This window comes from Flavobacterium aurantiibacter, assembly GCF_002251775.1.
GTDB lineage: Bacteria > Bacteroidota > Bacteroidia > Flavobacteriales > Flavobacteriaceae > Flavobacterium > Flavobacterium aurantiibacter.
This window is the reverse complement of sequence record NZ_NOXX01000181.1, coordinates 32294-39234: the sequence shown is the minus strand read 5'-3', so window position 1 is coordinate 39234 and position 6941 is coordinate 32294. Positions and strand designations below refer to the sequence as shown.

Sequence of the window (6941 nt, the reverse complement as noted above, 5' to 3'; positions counted from 1 at the left end):
GCTGCACGCGGAGTTGCAACAGCGGATGCGCCCGGCCGGCATAAAAAACAAGCAAATTATAACTTACTTTTGCACAAAAAAGATGTCGGCTAACCTAAAAGATACAATTGTTGCCCTTGCTACCGCTCCCGGAGTAGGTGCCATTGCTGTGGTTCGAATTTCTGGCGATCAAGCCCTAACGATTGCTGCACAGCTGTTTCGATCGATAAAAGGAAAAGACCTACGCAAACAAGCATCGCACACCATTCTACTCGGGCATATTATTGAAGACGAACAAGTTATCGACGAAGTGTTGTTGTCGCTTTTTAAAGGTCCGCATTCCTATACCGGCGAAAATGTGGTTGAAATTTCGTGCCACGGCAGCAGTTACATTCAACAACGTATCCTTTCACTTGCCGTAAAACACGGTTGCCGTATGGCCGAACCCGGCGAGTTTACCCTGCGCGCCTTCTTAAATGGAAAACTCGACTTATCGCAAGCCGAAGCGGTTGCCGATTTAATTGCTTCGGACAGCGCTGCGGCACATCAACTCGCCATGAACCAGATGCGAGGCGGATTTTCGTCGGAAATTGCAAAGCTACGCGAAGAACTGCTGAATTTTGCCAGTTTAATTGAACTCGAACTCGATTTTGCAGAAGAAGATGTGGCGTTTGCCGATCGTAAAGCCTTTGAAGCGCTCGTACAACGTATTCTTTTTGTATTAAAACGACTCATAGACTCCTTTGCTGTGGGTAACGTCTTGAAAACTGGTGTTCCTGTTGCAATTATCGGCGAACCGAATGTTGGGAAATCGACCCTACTAAACGCATTACTCAACGAAGAACGCGCTTTAGTTTCGGACATTGCAGGAACCACGCGCGACACCGTAGAAGACGAAATTAGCATTGGCGGAATCCGTTTTCGATTCATCGACACAGCGGGAATTCGCGTTACGACCGACGTTGTAGAACAAATGGGCATACAGAAAACTTTCGAAAAAGCCGGCGCAGCCAAAGTGGTTTTGTACCTACTTAGCTTGGAAGAAACAGCCAATTTAGCTGCTGTTTTCACAGAAATTGCCCAACAAAAGAATCGGTTTCCAGACAAGTTTGTGGTTGTAGTTTTGAATAAAATCGACCGCCTTTCGGAGCACTTTTTGGCTGCTTTTCGAGACCGTTTTACCACAACATTTGAAGGCGTTTCGGGCTTACAATTTGTAGGCATTTCCGCGCGCGAACGATCTGGTGTAGAGGCATTGAAAACCTTATTACAGTCGCAAGTAGCGCTAGGCGCCATTCGCAGCGACGAAACTGTGGTGAGTAATGTGCGGCATTTCGACGCGTTGCAACAAGCACTCGATGCCATGTTACGCGTTGATTCGGGAATTAAATCAAACATTAGCAGCGACTTACTCGCAATCGACATTAAAGACGCCTTATATTACTTTGGTTTAATCACAGGTCAGGTTACCAACGATGAGCTGTTGGGAAATATCTTTGCGAATTTTTGTATCGGGAAGTAGTTATCTTTCTCTTGTCTTCTAACTACTTGTTTTTATTGGGTTTATAAACAAACATTCTTCTCTTTTTTGTTGCCCAATTACACTTATTTGCTTATTTTTGTTGCCCAGTTGTTGCTCAAACAACAAATTTGTTGCCCAAAGGCACATATTAAAAGGTACTGGTGAAATAATGCACCAATTAGCACCACCGAGCAACATCAGGCACTAATAAGCAACATATGAGTAGTAATATTAAAATTCCGAAATTCTGCCAACATTGTGGTCAGGCATTTGTTGCCCAAACCACTACAACTCGTTTTTGTGGTCATAAATGTGCCAGTAGAGCATACAAACAAAGAAAGCGAGAAGAGAAGGTTCAAACTACTCTATCCGACCAAATCAAATCCGTTACTTCTGCAAATTCCGAAAACCTGCAAAGTCTGCAAAGTTTGCCAGTCAAAACAGGTAATTTTTTAAACCTTAGAGATAAAGAATTTTTAAGCGTTCAAGAAACTGCCATTCTATTAGGGGCAAGTCGTTGGACTATTCAAAGAATGATTCAGAGGGCTGAACTTAAAGCTGGCAAATTGGGCAGAAGAACAATTATACCACGTTCCGAAATTGATAATCTTTTTAACTGATGAAGTATGAAAATAGCATTAAGACAACGCAAAAAGGGGAATAAAATAACCCTCTACCTTGACTACTACGACCAAGGAAAAAGAGAGTATGAACATTTAGGTTTATACCTCACACCTGAACCCGATAAAGGAAGTTTAACCAAAGCCCAAAAGGACGAGAACAAAAAAATCCTTGAATTGGCTGAAAGCATCCGAAGCAAAAGACATTTAGAAGTTCAAAACAGTATTTACGGTTTCCGAGATAAAGAGAAATTGAAAGGCAGCTTCTTTGAGTTTTTTTATGCACTTACAGAAAAGAAAAAAGCCAGTTTGGGTAATTACGGCAATTGGAATGCAGTTCGTATACTGATTAAAGAATACAACCCCAAAGATGTTACGTTTGAACGTTTAGATAAAGAATGGGTTGAAGGGTTCAAAGATTACTTGGACTATGAAGCCAAAACCAAAACAGGTGAAGGCATTTCACTAAATACCAAGTACAGTTATTTTAATAAATTAAGAGCTGCACTAAAACAAGCATTAAAAGAAGGCTTAATCAAATTCAATCCAGCTGAACAGGTAGAACCCTTCCCACAGGATGATGTAGAACGAGAATTTTTAACCCTTGAAGAATTACAAAAGTTAGCCAACACCCATTGCCGAAATGAAACGCTAAAGCGTATGTTCATTTTTTCTTGTTTGACTGGTTTAAGATGGTCGGATATTGAGAAGCTAAAATGGTCAGAAATTCAGCACTCTGATAATTTAGGTTACTTTATTCGTTTTCGTCAGCAAAAAACAAACGGAGCTGAAACCTTACCTATTGCAGAAGAAGCAAGAGAATTATTAGGCGAACAAAAAGAACCAAAGGAAAGAGTATTTACAGGGCTTAAATATGGTAATTGGAACAAAACCTATTTAAAGGATTGGTTAATTGATGCAGGCATTAATAAGCACATCACGTTCCATTGTGCTCGTCATACTTACGCTACGCTTCAGTTGACTTTAGGCACAGACATTTACACAGTTTCAAAATTATTAGGGCATAAAAACCTTTCTACTACCGAGATATACGCAAAGGTTATCAACGAAAAAAAGGTAGAAGCTGCCACCAAAATCAAAATCAAATTATAAGTATGGAAGCACCGCAAATATTTTTAGTAGAAGAATTGGAATTGAGAATTTCAATTGAAGCAGTTGAGTACAAACATAAGTTTGACAACCTTTGGGAACAGTATAAATTTGATCCTGAATATTTCAACCGATTTATGGAAGGACCACTATTGAGTGAATTTGTTCAGACCATTTACAAAAGAACCCAACACCTCAACAACAACGAAATCAATAAATACCTTACGGTATCATTGAGCCAGTTTAAAACCCATAGCCCAAAGCTACGCTTTGAAGCTATGAAAGAACAGTATTGGAAAGATTATTGGTTTCCAAATTCAGAGCCAAATCATTATTCTTCAATGTCTGAATATGACCAAAAATATTTCGGTCACGTTTTCAAATGGTATGAGAAACACTTCCACTTATTCCAAGAAGCAACAGAACAAGCCCTACAAGACTTCAAAAAAGGCTATTTAGGTTCATTTGCCGACTTCTCTATTCAAGCCCAGCAAGAGCCTAAAGACAAACTAAAAACCAATCTTACTGTCAAAGAAATAGCCTATTTATTCAGAGCCTTGTATGATGAAGGTATCATTGAAGCAAAACACAAAACCGATATTTTCAACTTCATAGCTGAGAGCTTTTCATCCAAGCAAAAAGAAGATGTGAGTGCCAACTCTATCAAGAACGCTTTTGATGTTCCAGACTTTAATGCAGTTGATTTTTGGCAGGGAAAATTCACCCATTTGATGCAAAGAGCAAAAAAAGATAAAGAAAAATAAATAACATAACTATTTGATAATAAAAGAAATAACACAGGGTTGCACAACCCTATGCAACTACCATAGCACTCATATAGTGCCTTGTTTTGCTTCCGTAATCATAAAAATATCAAATGATGGAAGTAAATCAAATTCTCGAAAAACTTAGTCAATTAGAACAAAAAATTGACGAACAAAATCTTCTTCAAAAAGAAGTACTCACATTCAATGATGCCTGCAAATATCTTGACATCAGTGCATCACATTTGTACAAACTAACTTCTCAAAAGCAAATCCCTCATTTTTGTCCACAAGGGAAAAAGCTCTATTTCAACCGCCAAGAAATAGACGAATGGTTGATGCGGAATAAGCAGGAAACTTCGGAAGACATCGAAACGGCAGCAGCAAATTATTTAATCAGAAACAAACGTAAATAGTTATGAGCTTTTATAGATTTTCCGAAGAAGAGGTTCAAGACATCAAAAAACGCTTAGAAGATATTTCTTTGACTTTGAAACAAAAGCAAAGAACTGAACCCGACCAAGTTTGGTACGACAATCAAGAGTTCCTCCAAATTATGAATATAAGCAAGCGTACCGCAGCTTATTGGCGTACAGAAAACATAATTGGATATTCTCAAGTAGGTAACAAAATTTACTACCGACTTTCAGAAATTATGGCACTTCTTGACAGAAGCACCATTCCTGCAAATCAATTGGCTAACCTAAAATTTACTACTGATGGAAAAAGTAACGATATTTAAAAACTTCAATATGCCTATTGAGGACGTTACACTTTCCTCAATTATTTCTAACATCAAAACAGGCACTTATCACGATAGCATAAATGCTATTCGTATGGCAAAAGGTATGGGCAAACCCGAAAGAGCCGACCAACTCAAAAAAGAACTTTTGGCGTTCACGCCTTCAGCTACTTTTAAAGACGGCAGAAAAAAAGAGTTACTCAACTCTTACAGCGGTTTCGTTCATCTTGATTTTGACAAACTTACACCAGAGGAATTACAACAGGCTTTTGACCTTGCGGTCAAAACACCTTTCACTTATGCTTGTTTCACAAGCCCAAGTGGTGATGGTTTAAAAGTATTTATCAAAGTAAATACAGACCACGACACCCACGAGCAAACCTATAAGCAAGTACAAGCCTTTTATGAAAAGGAAATAAATATTGAAGCTGATCCAAAATGTAAAGACATTACAAGGCTTTGTTTTGTGTCTAACGACACAAACGCCTTTTTAAATGAAAGTGCAAGCACTTTTAATATTGCTTTGCAGGAGCAAGCTCCTTTAAGCGAACCTCTTTTTGAGCAAGCTCAAAAATCGAACAACACCATTTTTGATGAATGTGTTAGTTTCACTAACAACATTCTGACCTACAACAATGGAAACCGCAACAACTATATTTATCAATTAGCTTGTAATTGCAATCGTAGAGGTATTCCACACCCAGAGGCAGAAAATTTGATTACATCAAATTTCTACCACGAAAACCAATCCGAAATACGCAAATCAATAGAAAGTGCTTATCAAAATAATTCCGCAGAGTTTGGCAAGTTTGCAAAACTTGCAGTTTCGCAAAAGAAAGAAATCATAAACGACACTACCGAAGATTATCTAAAAACAACCCCAACCATTCCAATAGAAGCCATCAATTTAATGCCTGATTTGTTTCGAGAAGGTGCAAGAGCCTTTGAAAATGACCCTCGCAAAAGAGATGTTTTTTTAACCAGTGCCTTATGTATCATTAGTGGTTGTTTGCCCGATGTTCAAGGTGTATATCATCAAGAAAGAGTTTATCCGCATTTGTTTTCTTTTGTTATTGCACCGGCAGCAAGTGGCAAAGGTGTTTTGAAAAATGCAAAAAGATTAGGCGATAAAATCCACGAAAGAATGGTGGAAAGCAGCAAACAAGCCAAAGACCAACACGAAAATGAAATGATAGAATACAAAGCCCAATTGAGTAAAAGGAAGAAAGACGACCCAATACCTGAAAAACCAAAAGAGCCTGTTTTCAAATTATTATTTATTCCTGCCGATTGTAGCCAAGCAATGATGATGCAAATACTACAAGACAATGACGGCAGAGGTATCATTTGCGAAACAGAAGCAGATGCAATGAGTGGAGCGAACAAACAAGATTGGGGAAACTATTCTCACATAATGAGAGCTGCATTTCATCACGAAAAAATATCAGCAGCAAGAAAAACCAACCGTGAACTTTTAGAAATAAAACACCCTCAATTGGCGGTGGCCTTGTCAGGCACACCTGCCCAAGTGCCTAAGCTAATCGCTTCGGCAGAAGATGGTTTATTCAGTCGTTTTATATTTTATGCGTTCAAAAACGAAATCATTTGGCAAGACCCATCACCGAGACCAGGCGGAATTGTTTACAACGACCACTTTGAAGCATTATCAAAACAAGTTTTGCTAATTGTCGATTTCTTAAATCAATACCCAACAGAAGTATTTTTAACCCAAGTGCAATGGAATAAACTCAACCAAGTTTTTTTCGACAAGCTCAAAAATGTTGTCATTTTCACTGGAGAGGATGCAGCAAGTGTAGTATTTCGTTTAGGATTAATTCTGTATCGTTTTTGTATGATATTCACAGCTCTACGGAAGTTCGAAAATGGCGATTGCTCAAAAGATGTAACCTGTTCTGATGACGACTTTCAAGCATCTTTGATGCTTTCAGATGTGTATTTACAACACAGTCTTTTAATGTTCAATAATTTGGAACAACAAAAAGAGCCTACAATTTACAAAATGCCAAACAACAAAAAACATCTATTAGACCAGCTTCCGCAAGAATTTCAACGCAAAGAAGCAGTTGCCATTGGCTTAAAATTAGGTTTATCCGAAAGGTCAGTAGATGATTTCTTAAACAACTCTGTACCAATGCTATTAGAAAAGCCAAAGACAGGTTTTTATCGAAAAGTGAATTAGTGTT

Annotated in this window: 7 protein-coding genes; all 7 read left to right on the top strand. The window is 38.4% G+C overall.

The features are described from left to right. Window positions 1–82: 82 nt before the first annotated feature. The 7 genes from mnmE to CHX27_RS06200 all read left to right on the top strand — a co-directional run bounded on the left by mnmE (window position 83) and on the right by CHX27_RS06200 (window position 6937). Window positions 83–1501, top strand: a complete 1419-nt coding sequence (gene mnmE / locus CHX27_RS06235) for a tRNA uridine-5-carboxymethylaminomethyl(34) synthesis GTPase MnmE (RefSeq protein ID WP_094485899.1) — start codon at window positions 83–85, stop codon at window positions 1499–1501. A gap of 218 nt (window positions 1502–1719) precedes the next feature. Beyond that, a complete protein-coding gene (locus CHX27_RS06225; RefSeq protein WP_094485897.1) occupies window positions 1720–2121 on the top strand; it encodes a helix-turn-helix domain-containing protein in 402 nt (133 codons plus the stop codon). Between the two features lie 6 nt (window positions 2122–2127). Then, complete coding sequence (locus CHX27_RS06220) at window positions 2128–3234, top strand: site-specific integrase (protein ID WP_094485896.1); 1107 nt, start codon at window positions 2128–2130, stop codon at window positions 3232–3234. 2 nt (window positions 3235–3236) lie between these two features. Beyond that, a complete protein-coding gene (locus tag CHX27_RS06215; RefSeq protein WP_094485895.1) occupies window positions 3237–3995 on the top strand; it encodes a hypothetical protein in 759 nt (252 codons plus the stop codon). Between the two features lie 113 nt (window positions 3996–4108). Continuing rightward, a complete protein-coding gene (locus CHX27_RS06210; protein WP_243388967.1) occupies window positions 4109–4411 on the top strand; it encodes a helix-turn-helix domain-containing protein in 303 nt (100 codons plus the stop codon). Between the two features lie 2 nt (window positions 4412–4413). Beyond that, window positions 4414–4737, top strand: a complete 324-nt coding sequence (locus tag CHX27_RS06205) for a helix-turn-helix domain-containing protein (protein ID WP_094485893.1) — start codon at window positions 4414–4416, stop codon at window positions 4735–4737. Continuing rightward, entirely contained in the window at window positions 4715–6937 is a 2223-nt protein-coding gene (locus CHX27_RS06200; RefSeq protein WP_094485892.1) for a DUF3987 domain-containing protein, read from the top strand. Before CHX27_RS06205 ends, CHX27_RS06200 begins: the two co-directional genes overlap by 23 nt. Window positions 6938–6941: the final 4 nt, after the last annotated feature.